The sequence below is a fragment of the Paenibacillus sp. NPDC056722 genome (genome assembly GCF_042790635.1).
GTDB classification, from domain to species: domain Bacteria; phylum Bacillota; class Bacilli; order Paenibacillales; family Paenibacillaceae; genus Paenibacillus_AQ; species Paenibacillus_AQ agri.
On the sequence record NZ_JBHTYV010000004.1, the window covers coordinates 533,966 to 551,682 of the forward strand.

The window sequence follows — 17,717 nt, forward strand, 5'->3', positions numbered from 1 at the left end:
TTCCCGCAGCCGGCCGCGACAGCTTGCAACACTCTTTTTACAGCTTGTCCTTTACAATATCAGTAAGCCCATGGAGAAGAAAGGTGATCGGTGATATGAAAATATTCGTCCAGCGGGGACGCCGCCGCAGGCTCCCAGCTTCCCTCCTGCTGTTGTTATGCCTGGTACTGGCAGCAGCAAGCTTTGGTTTCCCAACGCAGCTCGCTGCGACTGGTAGCCGAATAAGCGTTGTACAGGCTGTCTCACAGGAGGTACCGCCCATCTTCCGGTTTCAGGAGGCTTCCGCCCCTGTCACTCTGGAAGACTTCGCCCAATCGAATATCGAGAAGCTCTCTGAGCAGGCCCCTTTCAAGGAATGGGCAAGTGCAAAGCCTCAATATTACCCACTGGGTCCCGGAACGCATGGCTGGCTGGTCAATGTGATGAACGGCAAGCAGCGCATCGGTTATATGATTATCTCCGCCGCAGAGGATGGAGGCTATGTACTGAGTGAATATGGAGCCGGAACCTATGGTCTCCCCTACAGCTTGAGTGAACTGCACCGGTTACTGGTGCAGCAAGGACTTATTTCTTCTACTTATTCGGGTACTCTGGAACTTACAGCGTTGTATGCACCCCTTCTGCCAGTATGGAAATTAAAGATTGACGGCAAGCTTCTTTTTATCGATGCCGCTGCACCACAGATCCTGCCCTGGACGCTAAGCCAGGCGGATAACGCACTCAAGAATACAACAGTCAGTGTAGAGGATGTAACCAGTAAAAAGGCTACCGTCCCTCATACTGCTTACCGGACCGGAGGAACAGACGACCCTTATGCCGATTTGCTATGGCTGACATCGCCCAAGCTGGCTGTCAAGGATGCGGACAGCTTTACTGCTGAGATTGCTCCCGGCGTAAGCCTTGTCTTTCAGGCAGCGGGCCGCAATGACCTGTTCGGAGCGCCCTTTACGATTACAGGCTACCAGAGCTGGCTGCCGGCAGAGAAAACTGCGGACGCCAAGACGGCTCTATACGCAGCTACAGGGGCAGGAGGCAAACGTTACTTGCCGCTGTCCGTATTGATCCAGAGCGGCACGCTTCATAAGTTACCCGGCAATCGTACAGCGTCATTCAATTAGAGATACGTTGATGATGTGATCATGAGGATATCTGAACATGACAAATAACCTTCCAGCGCCTATTTCTGGCACAAGGAAGGTTATTTGCTTTAGTGGGCTGGACTAGAGCCAGACTATGCATCATGCCCGTTAAAGGAGGATACAGAGTCCTTTTCCTTTCGTGGCCAGTTCCCCCTCCAAATAGACCAACCCATAGGGATCATACCGAACCACTTCTCAGACCACGGCTGCTTCGCCATTTCCTTATGGGAACGGATACTGCTACGCGGGTCCTCGATAAATACGACTATTTTCTCGGTGATATACTTCACCAGCTCATCGCCGCCTGAAGCCATATTGGCCACCTCCTGCACTGTTTATCCTTGATCTGATGGACACTTCATTATAGCTATAGTGTGCTCCTTCATCAGAAAAACTAAACCCTGGGGAAGAGGTTCGTATAGGTTTGCCTGTAGCGGCACAATCTAACAGTGTAACCACTCCCAGATCTTTTTCCCATTTCAGAGTAAGGAGGCGTGTTAAGATGAAGTTGACCATCGGGCCAGGCTCCTCCAGGTTCCTACGCCGGATCAGTCTCTGCTGGGCGGCTGGAATGCTGCTGCTGACCCCAGGCTATGCCGGAGCCGCACCGGTGCATTCCACGCAGGAGCAGCAGCATAATGATGAGCGGCACCACATGCTGGGCCATGGCCACCGGATGATCCTGATCGATGCCGGGCACGGAGGTGTGGATGGCGGTACCTCCCATGGGAAAATTCTCGAAAAAGATATCACACTGGATATCTCCCGCAAACTGTTCCTGCTGCTGCGCAGCGATGGTTTTGATGCGATTCTGAACCGTAACGGCGACTATGCGCCCAGTGAAGAGAACCACTGGCTGCGTAGCTCCTCCCGTCATCTGCGCGATCTGGCCCAGCGCAAAGAGCTGGCCGAGACATTGCCCGCCAACATTGTCGTCAGCATCCATATCAACTGGGCTTCTTCCCCGTCCAAGCATGGACCGCTGGTGCTGTATCGTCAGGAAGGGCGCAGCTTCATGCTCGCCAAGTCGATCCAGAGCCAGTTGAACCATCTGTATGGTACGCAGACGGATTCAAGACCCGGCAAGCCCTTTTATCTGCTCAATAAAATAACCGCCACAACGGTAATCGTCGAGGCGGGTTTTATCAGCAGTCCAACGGACCGGGCGAAATTGTGCAGCCCTGCTGGCCAGCAGGAGATTGCCGAAGCTGTAGCGAACGGCATTGCCGCTTATCTTATGGAAGTGTAGGCTTGGGAGCCCACTTCCATTCTTCTTTTACAAGATCGGAGATCCCGATGAAGTCGACCGTGTTCTTCATGTCTTCAATGCCGCTGCGAATCCCCGCTGCGGTATTTTTGCCTTGCACACCGACGTGCCCGATGGTTACGCAGTAACGCTGATTCAGCGCCCGCTCCTGCACAAGACGCATTTGCTTCCGCACATGGCTCGCGGTATGAACATCATCCAGAAAAATATGGTTCTCCACACGGGGCAAACCGATCTCTTGTGCAACCTGGCCCACCACAGAACGGTAATTAGTCTTGCTGTCCACGAAGAATAGTCCACGCTCCTTGCAGACAGCCAATATAATACCCATGATCCGGGGATCTCCCGTCACTTTTGAACCCATATGATTGTTGATGCCGATAGCATAAGGAACATTTTCCAGCGCCGCCTCGACTTTCTGCCGCACCTCTGCGTCGGTCATCTTCGCCAGCACTGCTCCTGGGCCCAGCCACTCCGGTCTGCCGCTCTTTGGCTCCATCGGCAGATGGACCAGCACATCGTCTCCACGCTCATGAGCACGTTTTGCGTCCTGCTGGGAGGTAGGAAGGAACGGCATTACCGCCACGGTGAGCTTAATCGGCAGGGAAAAGATTTCGTCCGTTCCCTTCATGTCGTTACCAAAATCATCAATAATGATAGCCACCCGGCTGCGGGTCTGACGAGAACCCTTTGCCTCATTTCCCGTTGGTACAGTGCTTTTTGGACCGTTCAACGAAGCCTTCGGTTGTCCATTGACATCAGCTGCGGTACTATCCGTAGTCTGTACTACCTTACCGTTCAGCGCTTCGGCTGCTGATGCAGCATAGCTCCCGGATATCGCCAGGCATCCGGCGGACAACAGCACAGCAATGTTTCTCCCCCCGGTCATGAGCCGATGACGCCATTGGTATTTCCTCATGCCCTCATCTCCTTCTCACTTTGGATTGTGTTCTCATTGTTTGAAGTTTGGAGGGCAATTATGTAGGGTGACACTGCGCAATAATTAACATTCGCCTTGGAAGTGTCACGGTCGAGCTTAAGAGAGACTTTGATAACGGGAAAACACCTGAAGGGGTGAAATCCTTGTGAATCAAAGGTTCGTTTTGTACCTTAGGGCACAAGTAAGAGTAAGCTGTTATTTTGAACGCCTGAGTCATTTGCGATAATTTACGTTGTGTTGTTTAATGCCTTATATAATACAATTGAATTTGATTATTTTTTACCTTAATATTGAAAATAAACTACAATTAATCACTCAGAAAGGAATGATCATAATCCTCGGATATCTGTTTATTTTTATAGCTAATTTCATATTCGCCTATTTTATTTATGATGACGCAAGCATGGTTAAGCCTTTATTCCATTCTATTATTATAGTACTCATAAGTTTCATTATGGATCTCGTAAGCAAACACAGAAAAGAAAAGCTCAATAAGCCGCTATAGAAACAAATCCTCAATAAAATTATTTCCCCACTCAAGGCCCATAATGATAAATATAGCTTCAAGCATACCGATCCCTTGCATTGGAGAATCTAATTCCATGGACATTGTTGCCGACATCACTAAAAGCCCACTTAGACGGTCGTTATATCACTTCACCAGGGCCTCCAATCTGCAAACCATCGCCCATTTCGATGCCCTGTACCCGCCATCCGTTATTGCACCTCAGCTATCGGCAGGCATGCGTCGCAGCGAGAAACATACCACCCTGTTCAATGAGCAAGCGGTAGTTCTGAACGCTCATTTGCGCATTACCGACGAAGCAATGGACCCTAACACTTCTCCGGAGCAATTTAGAACCTGTCTCGACCGTCATGTATTCCTCTGGCCTACTAAACGCGATTGCCTGGCGATGCTCGGTATGTATTCCCGCCGGGAGCCTGATGAATCCTTTGCCATTCTCCAACTGGATGCTGCTGCACTACTGACGGATCATTTTGACATCATTGCGCTTTCCAAATATGATTCCGGGAGCTCTCCGCGGTATCCCCATCGGATGTCCTACCGGAAGTCCTGCGAAATGTTTCTCCCACTCAATCGCTTCAGGCAATCAACAGCCACTTTTGTCCCGGGTAAGCCCTCCGAGATCAAAGAAATTCTGGTCAAAGGTCCATTAACACCGCTCAGCAAATACTTGCAGACTGTATATTGCACAGCAGAGTCGCTGGTCCCACAACAGTGGAGAGCCTTGACCGAAACTTTAGCGGAAATACGTGAAGACAATAAATGATTTCTACTGTGACGATCTCGCGATCTCACTGCAATTAGCTCCAATTCTATCCTCAATCCGTCACACCCACCAGAACTGCTCTGGCGACCTGAACATCATCATCGGACAACCACACTCTGACCGTAAGAGCTGTGCCTTTTTGTCCCATCAAAGAAACCAAATCCGCCGCAGAACCTTTCTCATATCTGGAAATCAGCTGATTTTTCACTGAACTTATATGTCTGATGAAGATTTTCGTTGCAGCATCCAGGGAGATGCCGGTATACAGCTCACTGGCCGGATCCACCGTTTCCGATGTTGATACAGTAGTTATATACTTAGGATTCTGATAGACTGTGATAGTACTTTGCTCCGCCGCCTTCAGATCACCGAACAGGTCACTTGTACTCTCATCCAGTCCCGCCATAATTCCTTTGTTCTCATCAATATATTCAACCTTCTGATTGCCGAACGGCAGGAGATTGCGATCCACAATCCCAATCACCGCTATACCGCCAATCCCCGTTACAAGGAAAAAGACAACGACAGCATTCAGTACCTGCTCTCTCGAACTCGTCCTCCGCTCGATCCTTTTATACACAGCAATCCCAAGCAGCCCTCCGATTAGATTCAACAGAACATCGTCGATATCGCTGCTGCCGAGTGCCAATACATACTGAATGACCTCAAGCGATACTGCCGTGGCCACCAAAATGCCAACCTTGAACCGAAAAGAGCGTATTACACCCATGTAAGATACAAAAACCCCCAAAGGAATAAACAGGGCAATATTACCCAAAGTATTCTCCAGCAGTCGTTTTAACCCTATAGAATCATCGCTGAAGTAAGTTGTAATTATGTGATAGGGAATGAGGTTCACACTTCGCAAAGCAAAACTAGGTGTGCTGAAAATTGCTGTTACAGGGATCGTCTTGAATAGGATAAGGTTGATGGCTATCACAGCATACCCGGCAAATAACAGATAGAAAGCTACTTTCACTATGCTGTTTCTCCTCTGGATGAGTTCCATTTACACATACCTCCCAAGTAAAATATGCTCCTATTTTCACAAGCGCCTTCTAACTCTTATCATAACTGGCTCCCTTTGATTTGTAAAATATTCCATTATAAACAAAAAGCAGCGAATCTCCTCTATACAAGAAGACTCGCTGCTTACTAGTACTGCAGCCATTTGCCAATGGCCACATATTAAATTACAAATGCCGCTTCCGTATCTTTAAGATTACTTAAGAGTACCTTGACCTGGTCGGACATTTCTTTCATTTCATTGACCTGGTTCATCTGGCTCTTGACGCTTTCGGAAGATAAGTATGTCTTCTCGGATGACTGCCGGGCAATCTCGGTCATCTGCACGATCGAAGCTGTCGCTTCTTCCGTTCCTGCAGAAATTTCCTGGGAGGCAGCGGATACCTCCTGAATGCGGTTGAATACGGCCTCTATTTTACCCCGTATATTCTTGAGAATGACTCCAGCTTCCTCTGTCAATTGCATTCCGCCGGTAACTTCATCATTCACCGCCCCCATGGAGTTCAGAGCAGCTTCAGACTCCGTCTGCAGCGTATGAACCAGCCCGGAGATTTCCTCAGCCGACAGGCCGGTTTGCTCCGAGAGCTTGCGGATTTCTCCGGCCACTACGGCAAATCCCCGGCCAGATTCACCAGCTCTCGCTGCCTCAATGGCTGCGTTCAATGCGAGCAGATTGGTCTGGGAAGAGATCTGCCGGATAATCTGGAGGATCTCGTCAATTCTTTTTGTTTTATCAGTCAAGTTATGCAGCACTTCGTTCAACTGATTCACGGTAGACTTGATCCGGCCCATCTGATGAATCGTCTCTTCGAGCGAAGTATCACCTTGGTGCGCCAACGACGTCGCTTCTTCGCTGATATCAGCGACACTCTGGGATGAATCTGCAATGCGCTGAATGCCTCCGGCCGCCTCCTCCATGGCATCAGCATTGTCCTGTGACAGCTGCAATTGCAGATTGCTGCCGTCATACAACTCTTGAATACTAGATGCAATCTCCTGCGCAGCTGCTTCGGTTGTTTCCGCGTTTACTACCAGCCGATCGACCGCCCTGCTAACCTGCCCGGTTCCGAATCGTACGCTACCGATCAGATGTGTCAGACTCTCAGTCATTTGGCCAAAAGTCTGATACAGAAGGCCGATCTCATCCTTGCGCCGCTGCACAGGAATTTTGATCCGCAGATTACCACGAGAAATCTCTGTCGCCAGTTCCATAACCTCACGGATCGGCTTGGAGATTTTCTGGTGGATCAAAAAGTACTGGATAGACGCGAATAAAGCCAACAGAATCAAGCCGATGATCGAAGTATTGAACAACAGCTTGTCCGCGGATTTCAGTTCCCGTGTTAAGGAAAATACGACATCCACCACATAAGCGGTTTTATTATCAATATGTACGGGGGCGATAAATTGTAGCTGTTCATCCTTGTAAAAGCTCTGCTCCCGGTTATCACTTAAGGTTTGCAGCGCTTCTGACGTGATTGCCTGCCCCACTAGCGAACCATCCTTGGCAGCAATGACCTTTCCGCCTTCTGCTGCCTCATAGATTTTCATGGATACAATTTCCGGCTGCATCCGTACCTGCTGCTCCAGGTAGTTCTGCAGGCTATCGTCGTTAGTCTGGATCGCTGCACCGAAGGTTTTTACCATCATCTGCGCCTGCTCTGTATTTTCATCAATAACCAAGTTGCGGTTCTGTAAATGCACAGCAGTAATAATGATTGTAACCATCATGACGAACATAATCAGCAGCATGAGGTTAAGCTTACGGGGCAGATTCCAGAACGGAAGCTTGATCTTCTGGTTTGTATTGTCCATCATTGGTTCGTTTATCTGTGTATTGTCCATCATTGTTCTCTCCCTTCCGAAATGCGGGTCAGGGGATAACGATTTTGACTTCGGTCCCTTGTCCGGGCGCGGAAGTGATCGTAACTCCGTAATTCTGCCCGTAATATAGCTTGAGACGTTCATCCACGTTGTGAATGCCGATTCCGCCCAGCTTGGATCGTACCTGTGGTACCGGCTCTTGCCTTGAAGCCTCAGTGCCGGCTTCAAGAATGGCAGGATCAAAGCCTGCTCCGTCATCCTTAATGATAAACTGTACGCTGCCTTCGACTGTCCTGCCACAGCTGATCTCAAGAGATCCCGGTCCGTTTTTCTCTCGTATGCCATGGTAAATCGCATTTTCAACCATCGGCTGCAAAATGATTTTGGGAATGACCAGATCCGACAAAGCGGGATCATATCCCAGTTCGTATGACAATTTGTCGCCATACCGTTCTTTTTGGATGATCAAATACTTGGATACATGCGCCATCTCTTTTTCAATCGTCGTAAATTCTTCACCACCGCTCAGTGACAGCTGGAAAAATTCGGCGAGCGCCTTCGTCGTTGATATGACCCGCTCGGTATCCTGAAACTCCGCCATCCATACAATCGTATCCAGCGTATTATATAGAAAATGCGGGTTAATCTGGCTGTGCAGCACACTGAGCTCATGCAGACGCAGCGATCTCTCCTTGGTCTCAATATCCTTCAGCAGTTGACGGATCTCCAGTACCATAGAGTTGAAGTGCCGGGCAAGTCCCTGCACCTCTGTAACACCAGTTTCAGGCACACTGATGGCCAGTAGTCCACTCTCGACCTGCTGCATCGCCTGCTCCAGCCGGTGGATCGGCCGGGTCATGCTCTTCGCAATCCAAGGCGACGTTACCAAGATAAGCAGCAGCAGTGCTGCGCCAACCATAATAAACGATTTCATCAGCTGCATGCGAATCTGCTGCAATCCGTCCAAAGAACTGACGCCTACCAGGGTCCAATCTGTCCCCTTCAGATGGGTCTGGTAGACTAGACGGTTCTCCTTCAGATCATATCCCTGGGCCTGCTGACTCATGGCAATCAGCTGCTTCTGCTTGGCGCTGTCCACAAAATACGAAACGTCCTTATGATAGACCATTTCATGATTGCTGTTGATAATAAAAGCATACCCTTTGCTGCCCAGCTCCAAGCCGTTGAGATAGTCCTCAAGTCCCTTGTATTTGATGTCCAGCAGCACTACTCCAAGATTCTGTCCACGCTCATCTTTGACCTCCTGACTCAAGGAAATCACCCAGTTATCCTTGTCCATAGAGAACTTCTGCATCCGTGCAGAGGTAAGCGCAGGAATGTTACTATGTATGGCAGCTACATACCATGGCTCTTCCATCATATCCGACGAACGTCTCATATTCAATTTTTGTTCATTAGATAATACATAGCCATCCTTGCCGATCACGATCACCGACTGAATAAACGGGTCCGAAATCAGTACATTCTGGATGAACTGAAGGACATCCCGCTCCCCTGTTTTATTCTTTTCTGCCAGTGTGCGGACGGTCTCGGGATTGCGGGCGAGCATCGTGGACAGCACGTTGAGACGGTCAATATACATCTCCACATACGTGCCGCCCTTGGCAATCGCCATCTGACTGGATTCTACGGACTGGTTCATCACCACTCTGGATATACCGACATAAAGAACACTGCCCGTAATCCCGACCGTCAGAATGCTTATCAGAATGTAAATCCACAGAATCCGAAATTGTAACGAGCGAAAGAAGGGTTTCATTACTCTTTGATCCTTTCACGGTATTGCAGGGGCGACATGCCAAATTTCTTCTTGAAAGAAGAACTGAAATAGTTCGGGTTATCGAACCCTGCGTCCGCGGAAATTTCGTACACCTTTTTATCTGAAGCCAGTAGCTGCAGCTTGGCCCGTTCCAGCCTGAGGGATACGATATAGTCCTGAAAAGACACCTTGAACAGCTTTTTGAACAATGTACTCATATAGCCTGAACTGAAGCCCATCTGCTCCGCTAATGCGGTTAGCGAGAACTCCGGATTTGCGAGGTTGCTCTCAATCACCTGAGCCACATGCTGTTTTTCACCTTCCGGTTCACTGACCGGCACGGTTCCGCCTGTCCGCGACTGCATATCCTTGAGAAGGGTCAGCAGTTCAGTCTGCTGACCCTCATTCTTAAGTTTATTCACCAGTTTGCTCAAGACCTCGAACACATCTTTTCTAGAGACGGGCTTCAGTACATAATCATCGATCCCGATCTTCAAAGCGGTTACCGCATAGTCGTAATAATCATAACCGGTAATCACCGCAATCTTGACATCCGGCTTCAGCACCTTGATTCTTGTCGCAAAGTCCAGTCCGTTCATGCGCGGCATGTTAATATCCAGCAACACAAGATCCGGGAGCTGCTCCTCAAAAATCCGCAATCCTTCGTCTCCGCTCGCGGCTTCATAGATTTCACCAATATGAAGTTCATCGAAAGGGACGAAACGCTTGATGCCGTTTCTTACCAGATCCTCGTCTTCAACAAGCAGCAGCTTATACATAACCTTTAGACTCCTTCATCCTCATTTAGCGACAACAATCAGATCTCCATACCCTTCCTTATCCATGTCTGCCAACGGAACGAAACGGATGGAAGCACTGTTGATGCAGAAGCGTTTGCCGCCCTTGTCTGCCGGTCCATCATCGAAAACATGACCCAGATGAATATCCCCTGCCCGGCTCCGTACCTCTGTACGGGTCATGCCAAAACTGTGATCCTCGTCGTAAGTTACTACCTCCGGAATAATTGGCTTGGTGAAGCTCGGCCAGCCGCAGCCGGCATCGTATTTATCAGCGCTGGCGAACAGCGGCTCACCTGTTGTGACATCTACGTAGATGCCCGGCTCAAATTGATCCCAATATTCATTCGAGTACGCATGCTCAGTATCGGCTAGTACGGCTACCTGATACTGGATCTTGGTCAGCTTCTTTTTCAGTTCCTCATTGCTTGGCTTAGGATATTTAGAGGCATCAATGTGAATATTTACATCCTGCACCACGCTCAGATCAATGTGGCAGTACCCGTTCGGATTCTTCTCCAGATAATCCTGGTGATACTCTTCTGCCATATAGAAATTGCTTAGCGGCAGTGCTTCGGTAACGATTTTCTTGTCATATTTCAGCTGTTCCTTCGCGATTGCTTCCTTAATCACGGTCAGATCCGCTGCATTGCTCGAATAAATCCCAGTCCGGTATTGAATTCCCTGATCATTGCCTTGCTTATTGACACTTGTCGGGTCGATGACCTTGAAGAACGCAGCGATAAGCTGTTCGAGACTCACCCGCTTCGGATCATAGCTGACCTTGACCGTCTCAGCGAACCCCCTGTCCCCGCGGACAACATCTTCATAAGAAGGATTCTCTCCGGTACCATTGGCATAGCCGGACACAGCATCGCTAACCCCGTATACCCGGGCCATGTAAGCTTCGATGCCCCAGAAGCACCCGCCGGCAAAATAAATATCGCGCAGTTCACTCCCTGAGTAATCCACTTCCTTGTTCGGATTCGGCAGAGAAGCCGTTGTCGCTGTGCCCCCGCCTGCGGAAGCAATCCCTCCCGCTCCTTCAGTGATTAAATTATACGGCGTGCAAGCACTTAGTACCAGCAATAGCAGCAGTGAACCTATCAGTCCTAGTCGTTTCATAATTCCCTCCCGTATCCTTCTATTTTAATGTATGGATTGAAAAGTCTCGGCAATCACTTCATTGGTGTTATGTCCTGGTGCGCTTTTGACCAGAATGCCATCCGAACCGATATAATAAGAAGAGGGATATCCTCTCACGCCAAATTTACGAGTCAAAGTACCTCCGTCATCCAACAGCACCTGAATATGGTCGTACCCTCTTTTGGAGAACCAGTTTGTAAAATCAGCAGCCGATTGCTCCCCATTGTATCCAGGACTGACGATCGTCAGTACCTTATAGTCATGCTGCTCACTCGACAGCTGATCCAGTTCATCCAGCCCAGCCAAGCAAATAGGACACCAGGACGCCCAGAATTTCACATATATCTTCTGCCCTTTGAAATCAGCTAAGGACACTTCATTTCCCTGCAAATCTTTAAGCGTGAACGCTGGTGCAGGCTGCCCTTTGTTCACTGCCCCTCCAGCTACCGATACTGAAGTGACGCCCTCTCTACCATAAATACCAATCGCGCCTATCACTAGTAGGGCAGCTATTGCGACCCAGACCCATGTTTTCATCTTTTTCATGACGCCTTCCTCCTTCTACACTTGAAAATAGGTTGTAATCAGGTTCAGCTTATTGCTAACCAGCAGCAGTCCCATCACAATTAATACGATGCCTGAGATGGCCTTCAATACGCGCATATGCTTATAAATCCGACGCACCTTCGTTAACAGCAGGCTGGAGAATATGGCCATGACCAGAAACGGTAACGCCAAGCCCAGGGTATAGATCAGCATATACATGCCTCCCGCTCCCGCCGAGCCGCCGCTTGCCGAAAGGCCCAGCACAGCTGCAAGCACAGGACCGATACAAGGGGTCCAGCCGAAGCTGAACGTGAACCCGAGCAGAAAAGCGCCCGCGAATCCTTTTTTATGCTGTAAATCAGCGTCTATGCGCTTTTCTTTTTCCAAAAAAGAAAGCTTGATCACACCCGTCTGGTAAATCCCGAACAAGATAACGACGATTCCACAGACTGTTATGAAATACGAACTCCCTAGTACTCCCCCAAGTGCGCCTGCCCCGAAACCAAGCATTACGAAAACTGCTGAAAGCCCCAGAATAAACATCAAGGTTCTACCTATAAGCAGTGGCGAGATTGTCATCTTCCCCAGCTTCCAGACCCCTTCTTGACCGCTGCCCTGCTCTGAGCTGCCGAGGTAGGCAAGATACACAGGCAGTAACGGCAATATACAAGGGGAAAAAAACGACAGTACCCCCGCAGTAAACACACTTCCAAAATAAATCGACTCCGTCACCACTTTCGCCTCCTAACAGAAACTCCATTCTAGCCGTACTACTAGTGTAGGTTAATCTATCCAGATATAACATCCAAGCTGATCAGCATTTTCTATAAAATAATCATGTGTTGCTACAAGCATTGCCCATCTAACACGCAAGAAGACCACTCACCCAATGAAGGATAAGTGGTCTTCTGCTGTAGCTGTTTATGATGGGAGGGCGGTTATTTAAGTCTCTTTTCCAGCATCCCGACTTAAGAACCCTGCGCCGGCGCTGGGTGTTCCTCGATGTATGCCAGCGCGTTATAGACCAGCTCCGCCGCTTCGGCACGTGTGATCTTCTCCTGCGGCTTGAAATTATTGTTCTGATCCAGCTTGGCAATTCCAAGCACAAGTGCAAGCTGAACGGACCCGTCAAATGCAGTGCTAAGCTGGCCCTGGTCGCCAAATTCCATCGGCTTGATTTTGATCATCTGCAGATTGCTACTCGTCCCCATGGCCAGAATCAAATGGTGGGTGAACTCTTCCTTGGTCCATGCTGCTCCGGGGTCCAGGTCTTTGGACAGGTCAATATTGTTGTTGGCCGCAATGATCAGAGTATTGGCATACCACGCAGCAGCATTTGCTTTAGGGAAATAATCAGTCGCATGCGGCTCTTTGATAAATCGCAACAGATCAATATTCAAATCAAAGGCATTAACAAGAAGCTGAATTCCCTGAGCTGCAGTCAGTGTGCCCTTAGGATCAAAGCGATCACTGCTAACACCCTGTATGTAGCCCTTCTGCTGCAAAGAGATGATCTTATCCTTGGCCGGGATATTCGCAAGATCGGTAAATGCCACCCCGGCGGCAAAGCTTTGTCCAGTAATCGTGAGAGTAAGTATAGCCGTAGCACCAAGCATTGCAAATTTTTTGTTCATCATTGCTGTCTCCTCGCCAGTAATTGGAATGTTACAACCCTATTGACGAGTGTTAGCACATAATGTTGCAGCGATTTAAGAGAAGCTGCTGAATAGTCTACTAATCTGCGTTCTGATCTATTGCCTGCCGCATATTCTGGAGTTGATTTATAGCTCCTCTTTTAAATCTGGCTTGCAGGCAATGGTTGTTCTGCATAGCGGTTGACCGGAACAGAGAGTCCCAAATGTCCCCGCAAGGTTGTACTGTCATATTCCGTCCGGTAGATGCCCCGTTCCTGAAGAATCGGTACGACTAGCTCGACAAAGTCAGTCAGGCTGTCCGGTAGTGCAGGCGGAACGAATATAAACCCGTCAGCGGCGCCATTTTCAAACCAATACGTCAGCGTATCTGCCACTTGTTCCGGTGTTCCACGCAGGGACTCATCCGATGACACATTGCTGATTTTAGAATAAAGCTCGCCGATCGTCAGGTCCTCTTCACGAATGATTTTCTGAATTCTATCAAAATCACTCTGGATGCTGTTCACTTCCCGCCAAGCCACTTGCGATGCAGGGGTATCCAGACTGTAGGCGGTCAGATCGACATTCCCCACATAGCCGGACAAGAACCTCAGGGCCTGCTCCTGTATAACCGTCGAGTCCAATAGCGCTGCCTTCTCTGCTGCCTCGGCTTCCGTTCGCCCGATAATCGGAGAGATGCCCTGCAGAATAAGCAGTTCGTCCTCTCTCCGCCCATATTTAGACATCCGGCCTTTCAATTCTTTGTAGAAGTCTTTGGCTTCTTCGAACGATTTTTTATGACTGAATACCACCTCAGCCGTTCTTGCAGCCAGTTCTTGCCCCGGGTTGGAGGAGCCTGCCTGGAATAGCACCGGATGACCCTGTGGAGTGCGTCCAATATTGAGCGGCCCCCTAACTTGGAAGAACTCGCCTTCATAATTGAGCAGATGCACCTTCTCCGGATTATAAAATTCGCCAGTTTCCTTGTTGCGGATAAAAGCATCCTCTTCCCATGAATCCCATAAGCCCTTCACTACATCGATGAATTCCTCTGCAATCTTGTACCGGTCATCATGAAGGAGATGCTCCTTCCGGCTGAAGTTAAGTGCAGTAAGTCCAGTCGCATCAGCGGTGGTCACCACATTCCATCCAGCTCTCCCTCCACTAATGATATCGACCGAAGCGAATTGCCGGGCTAAATTATAGGGCTCGTTATAGGTGGTGGAAGCAGTGGCTACAACCCCGATATGGCTAGTAGCACCCGCAATAGCAGTAATCAGAACAGTAGGGTCAAATCTATTTAGTATTTGTGAATGTGAATTCTCGTCAACAGCCAAGCTGTCAGCGATAAAGGCCGCATCAAACAGGCCTCTTTCGGCTTCCTGGGCGATTTTTTTATAAAAGCCTACATCGATACTGGCATCCGCTTGTGCTTGCGGCAGCCGCCACGAACCGATATGCATGCCGGTTCCGACAATATATAAACCGATTTTAATTTGTCTAGCGTCAGACATAGATTTCATCCTCTCCGTAATAGACCTGAATGATTGCAGATGGAAAAAAGATCCTGTTAAACATAGTTAATAAATTGGTATACTCAGTTTTAATTTGAATTTATGATACATTAGATTTCAGTGGAAATCAATTCCTCTATTGAGCAACTAAGGATTGACATTCGAAGTAAAGCTGGTATGATTTTAATAATTCTCATGTGTTTACTAGGAATTAAGCGTCATTATTTTTCATTCAACTTTAGGAGGGTCTTTACAGATGAGTAAGAAATCAAAATGGGGTCGGCTTTTATTAACAGGATCTATGGTATTGGCAGTTTTGCTGGTATCTGCATGCAGTAACAAGGAGACAGGCTCTGCCAGTGAAGCTTCACTGAAAATAGGAACGACAGATATTCAGAGCGATTTGTGGAACTTTGTTCGGGATCAAGCCAAAGAAGAGGGATTGAAGATTGAGGTCGTCACCCTATCTGGTCAGGTAGATATGAACCAATCGCTCGCCGATGGAGACCTCGAAGCCAACGCCTTCCAGCATATCGCTTATCTGACAAGCTGGAACGGCATTCACAATTCTTCTCTGGTGGCAGCGGATACGACGATTATTGCCCCCCTCGGCATCTACTCCAAGAAAATTAAGAATGTAGATGAGATTAAAGACGGCGCCAAGATTGCGATCCCGAACGATCAGTCCAATCTGGTCCGGGCCTTGAAGCTGCTCGAAACAGCCAAACTTATTAAGCTCCCAGAGGACTTCGACCTTGCCAAGGGCGGGGTGGATCAAATTGCAGAGAACCCTCATAAGCTCGACATTATTACAGCGCAAAGCGGTATGCTTCCAAGAGTGCTGGATGACGTTGACGCAGCCATTATTAATAATGGTGTAGCTCTTGAGGCAGGATACAAGCTGGATACCTCCCTATTCCATGAGAACGAACAAGAGAGCGCCTATGTTAACGTGGTGGCAACGAAAGAGGATATTCTAAAAGACAAAGCAGATGCTTTCAAGAAGTTGAACACCGTACTTCACTCTGACAAAGTCAAAGAGTATATTCAGCAAAGATATGAAGGAAACTTCATCCCTGTCACTCGTACCATTGATGATGTTGTAGAAACATTTAATAAAGAATACGGAAAGAAATAGCATAACGTAAAAAGGATCAAAGTATCTGATTTCCAGATATTTTGATCCTTTTTCTTTTGTCCTCAGACGCCATTTCTATACCAAATGTTCTTCCAACAAAGATACAAACAACTCCATCGCTGGGCTAAGCCACTTATTCTTATGATGGGAGCAGATCGCTGTGATACGTTCAGATTCAAGCTCTGTCGGCAGTTCAATAAGAGATTGCTTCCTTAGCTCTTCTTCCACTGTAAAGCGTGGTAAATAGGCCACTCCTAAATTACTGCTTACACAGCGCTTCGTTGCTTCAATGCTCCCGACCTCAATGATGTTGTCCATTACAATGTTCTTGTCTTTAATATACTGATCGAATTTTTGCTGAAAAATGCTGCTTGGATCATTAACAATCATGCTGACTGCTTTAACCTGATTCTTCGCCGTAAAGTTATGCTGATCCTCGACCAGAAGCGGTGAAGCGATCAACACCAGGTCATGTGCAGACAAAGATCTGTTCATTACAGAGGCAGAACTCCCCCCTACATCATAATGTATCCCCAGATCAGCTCCCCCGCTTACGATTTTGTCTTTAATGACATAGCAGTTTAGGGCTTGCAGGGATAACTTCACACGCGGAGCCTGCTCTTTAAAAGCTTTTAGAAGAGGCTGGAATTTATAGATTAATAGGGATTCAGGAATAGCAACATTCAGGTCACCGCTAATTTCAAGTGTGCTTTTACCATAGTTACTAATCTGTTCAGTAGACTTAATTATGTTATCGATCAGCGGCAAAATCTCTTTTCCGGCTTGCGTCAGTACCATCTTCCGTCCTATCTTTTCAAAGATCTTGACGTTTAGTTCCTGTTCAAGCTGCTGCATCTGAAAGGTAATCGTGGACTGTGTATAGTTTAGCTGCCGGGCGGCATTTTGAAAGCTTCCAGCTTCTAAAATGGTTTTCACTGTGTACAAATATTTCAATTCCATGAGAATATCCTTCTTTCAGTTCAATAGAATCGAATTTTATTATTCATTGTTTCAATTATATTAAAATATCGATTTATGCTATCGTAACGTAAAAGGAGGTGCTTTTCAATTGAATATTACACTATGGATCTCTTTTTTCGCATATGCAATAACGACAGCTCTTTCGCCAGGACCTAACAACATTCTCGCATTAAATGAAGTCAGTACTTACGGGTTGAAAAAAAGCAAGCCGCTGCTGCTCGGAATTTATACTGGCTTTCTGGCAGTAATGATCCTTTGCGGCTTCTTCAGCGTAATCTTGGGAAGATATCTGCCTGGCATCCTGATCTATTTAAAATATGTCGGCAGTATGTATATCTTGTACCTCGCCTTCCGTACGATCACAAGTAAACCTGCAAAGAATGAAGATCAGGAATCAGGTTCGTCATCCTTTTTGCGCGGCTTTATTTTGCAATTCGTAAATGTGAAAATAATATTATGGGGGCTGACCGTTTTCATCGCTTACATTCTCCCCTATTATTCCTCGTATCCTGCAATTGCCGGCTTTATCCTCTTGTCGGCTGCAATCGGTAACGGGGCAACACATGTATGGGTTATCGCTGGCGTGCTGCTTCATAATGTCATTAACAACTACTGGCGAGTGGTCAATGTAATTATGGCGTTATTGCTAGTTTATAGTGCTATTAATCTACTGCTAGATTGAGAAGGAGTCCG

Annotated in this window: 17 protein-coding genes; 5 read left to right on the plus strand and 12 right to left on the minus strand. The window is 47.8% G+C overall.

The genetic code is table 11. The annotated features are described in order from the left end of the window. The first annotated feature begins 95 nt into the window (after positions 1 to 95). Positions 96 to 1,118 (plus strand): hypothetical protein, encoded by a 1,023-nt coding sequence (locus ACFRAM_RS13895; protein WP_379466338.1) that lies wholly within the window; start codon positions 96 to 98, stop codon positions 1,116 to 1,118. Positions 1,119 to 1,231: 113 nt separating this feature from the next. Here the strand turns inward: ACFRAM_RS13895 and ACFRAM_RS13900 are convergent, their stop codons facing one another. After that, positions 1,232 to 1,453 (minus strand): YqzE family protein, encoded by a 222-nt coding sequence (locus ACFRAM_RS13900; protein ID WP_379466339.1) that lies wholly within the window; start codon positions 1,451 to 1,453, stop codon positions 1,232 to 1,234. 188 nt (positions 1,454 to 1,641) lie between these two features. Here ACFRAM_RS13900 and ACFRAM_RS13905 point away from each other — a divergent pair, with 188 nt between their 5' ends. Further along, positions 1,642 to 2,388, plus strand: a complete 747-nt coding sequence (locus ACFRAM_RS13905) for an N-acetylmuramoyl-L-alanine amidase family protein (protein ID WP_379466340.1) — start codon at positions 1,642 to 1,644, stop codon at positions 2,386 to 2,388. On the opposite strand, the gene ACFRAM_RS13910 is transcribed toward ACFRAM_RS13905, so the two are convergent. Further along, positions 2,375 to 3,325, minus strand: a complete 951-nt coding sequence (locus ACFRAM_RS13910; RefSeq protein ID WP_379466341.1) for a divergent polysaccharide deacetylase family protein — start codon at positions 3,323 to 3,325, stop codon at positions 2,375 to 2,377. The two genes, ACFRAM_RS13905 and ACFRAM_RS13910, sit on opposite strands and share 14 nt — an antisense overlap. A 623-nt stretch (positions 3,326 to 3,948) precedes the next feature. On the opposite strand from ACFRAM_RS13910, the gene ACFRAM_RS13915 reads away from it, so the two are divergent. Further along, positions 3,949 to 4,638, plus strand: a complete 690-nt coding sequence (locus tag ACFRAM_RS13915; RefSeq protein WP_379466342.1) for a DUF7002 family protein — start codon at positions 3,949 to 3,951, stop codon at positions 4,636 to 4,638. 52 nt (positions 4,639 to 4,690) lie between these two features. Here ACFRAM_RS13915 and ACFRAM_RS13920 read toward each other — a convergent pair whose 3' ends face one another. From ACFRAM_RS13920 to ACFRAM_RS13960, 9 genes are all read right to left on the minus strand, one after another. Then, positions 4,691 to 5,617: a VanZ family protein gene (locus ACFRAM_RS13920; protein WP_379466343.1), complete on the minus strand. Its 927-nt coding sequence runs from the start codon at positions 5,615 to 5,617 to the stop codon at positions 4,691 to 4,693. A 209-nt stretch (positions 5,618 to 5,826) separates the two neighbouring features. Continuing rightward, positions 5,827 to 7,512 (minus strand): methyl-accepting chemotaxis protein, encoded by a 1,686-nt coding sequence (locus ACFRAM_RS13925; protein ID WP_379466344.1) that lies wholly within the window; start codon positions 7,510 to 7,512, stop codon positions 5,827 to 5,829. Positions 7,513 to 7,537: 25 nt separating this feature from the next. Beyond that, positions 7,538 to 9,268: a cache domain-containing sensor histidine kinase gene (locus ACFRAM_RS13930; RefSeq protein WP_379466345.1), complete on the minus strand. Its 1,731-nt coding sequence runs from the start codon at positions 9,266 to 9,268 to the stop codon at positions 7,538 to 7,540. Further along, positions 9,268 to 10,047 carry a response regulator transcription factor gene (locus ACFRAM_RS13935; protein ID WP_175374428.1) on the minus strand — a complete coding sequence of 260 codons (780 nt, stop codon included), beginning with the start codon at positions 10,045 to 10,047 and terminating at the stop codon, positions 9,268 to 9,270. Before ACFRAM_RS13935 ends, ACFRAM_RS13930 begins: the two co-directional genes overlap by 1 nt. 21 nt (positions 10,048 to 10,068) lie before the next feature. Continuing rightward, positions 10,069 to 11,190: a peptide-methionine (R)-S-oxide reductase MsrB gene (msrB, locus tag ACFRAM_RS13940; protein ID WP_379466346.1), complete on the minus strand. Its 1,122-nt coding sequence runs from the start codon at positions 11,188 to 11,190 to the stop codon at positions 10,069 to 10,071. 24 nt (positions 11,191 to 11,214) lie between these two features. Next, positions 11,215 to 11,757, minus strand: coding sequence for a TlpA family protein disulfide reductase (locus ACFRAM_RS13945; RefSeq protein ID WP_379466347.1), 543 nt, complete (start codon positions 11,755 to 11,757; stop codon positions 11,215 to 11,217). A 15-nt stretch (positions 11,758 to 11,772) separates the two neighbouring features. After that, complete coding sequence (locus ACFRAM_RS13950; protein WP_379466348.1) at positions 11,773 to 12,489, minus strand: cytochrome c biogenesis CcdA family protein; 717 nt, start codon at positions 12,487 to 12,489, stop codon at positions 11,773 to 11,775. A gap of 236 nt (positions 12,490 to 12,725) precedes the next feature. Beyond that, positions 12,726 to 13,394 (minus strand): S-layer homology domain-containing protein, encoded by a 669-nt coding sequence (locus tag ACFRAM_RS13955; protein WP_379466349.1) that lies wholly within the window; start codon positions 13,392 to 13,394, stop codon positions 12,726 to 12,728. A 158-nt stretch (positions 13,395 to 13,552) separates the two neighbouring features. Beyond that, the gene (locus ACFRAM_RS13960; RefSeq protein WP_379466350.1) at positions 13,553 to 14,905 is read right to left on the minus strand and encodes an LLM class flavin-dependent oxidoreductase; all 1,353 of its coding nucleotides are present in this window, start codon (positions 14,903 to 14,905) and stop codon (positions 13,553 to 13,555) included. A 256-nt stretch (positions 14,906 to 15,161) separates the two neighbouring features. On the opposite strand from ACFRAM_RS13960, the gene ACFRAM_RS13965 reads away from it, so the two are divergent. Then, positions 15,162 to 16,043, plus strand: a complete 882-nt coding sequence (locus ACFRAM_RS13965; RefSeq protein WP_379466351.1) for a MetQ/NlpA family ABC transporter substrate-binding protein — start codon at positions 15,162 to 15,164, stop codon at positions 16,041 to 16,043. Between the two features lie 75 nt (positions 16,044 to 16,118). Here ACFRAM_RS13965 and ACFRAM_RS13970 read toward each other — a convergent pair whose 3' ends face one another. Then, positions 16,119 to 17,003, minus strand: a complete 885-nt coding sequence (locus tag ACFRAM_RS13970) for a LysR family transcriptional regulator (protein WP_379466352.1) — start codon at positions 17,001 to 17,003, stop codon at positions 16,119 to 16,121. A 109-nt stretch (positions 17,004 to 17,112) separates the two neighbouring features. On the opposite strand from ACFRAM_RS13970, the gene ACFRAM_RS13975 reads away from it, so the two are divergent. Then, complete coding sequence (locus ACFRAM_RS13975) at positions 17,113 to 17,706, plus strand: LysE family transporter (protein WP_379466353.1); 594 nt, start codon at positions 17,113 to 17,115, stop codon at positions 17,704 to 17,706. Positions 17,707 to 17,717: the final 11 nt, after the last annotated feature.